The organism is Mesorhizobium sp. M7A.F.Ca.MR.362.00.0.0 (assembly GCF_004023175.1).
Lineage (GTDB): Bacteria > Pseudomonadota > Alphaproteobacteria > Rhizobiales > Rhizobiaceae > Mesorhizobium.
This window is the reverse complement of sequence record NZ_RZTF01000924.1, coordinates 1-425: the sequence shown is the minus strand read 5'-3', so window position 1 is coordinate 425 and position 425 is coordinate 1. Positions and strand designations below refer to the sequence as shown.

Here is a 425-nt window from a genome sequence, read left to right as displayed (position 1 = left end):
GCCTGGCAGGCTGCGCGGCGGGTCCGGGCGGCAGCGGAGATCAACGTTGAGCCGCAGCGCGTCCAGCGCCTGCGCCGTCAGGCGCGGCATGAGCCACACGACCGCCAGATCGGTTTCCACATCCAGAACCACTGTTCCCTTGGCGGTGCCGCGTTTCAGACGCCCGACGCCGAGCGCCAGATCGGCGAAGGACCGGGCGACGGTGCGGGCGAAGAGGCTGCCTTCGCCGGTCAGCACGACATGGCGGGCATGACGCTCGAAAAGTTCCACGCCCAGTTCCATCTCCAGATTGCGCACGTGGCGGCTGACGGCGGCATGGCTGACGCCCAGTTCGTCCGCCGCCGCAGCGAAGCTGCCATGCCGGGCAGCGGCCTCGAAGGCGCGGGTGGCGTTGAGGTTCGGCAGTTTGCGCATGAGATCAGCAT

1 protein-coding gene is annotated in these 425 nt (G+C 68.9%); it reads right to left on the bottom strand.

What is annotated here, in order from left to right; genetic code table 11:
• A partial coding sequence (locus EOC06_RS38535) for a LysR family transcriptional regulator (RefSeq protein ID WP_128310180.1) occupies nucleotides 1-414 on the bottom strand: 414 nt, incomplete at its 3' end.
• Between the last annotated feature and the right edge of the window lie 11 nt (nucleotides 415-425).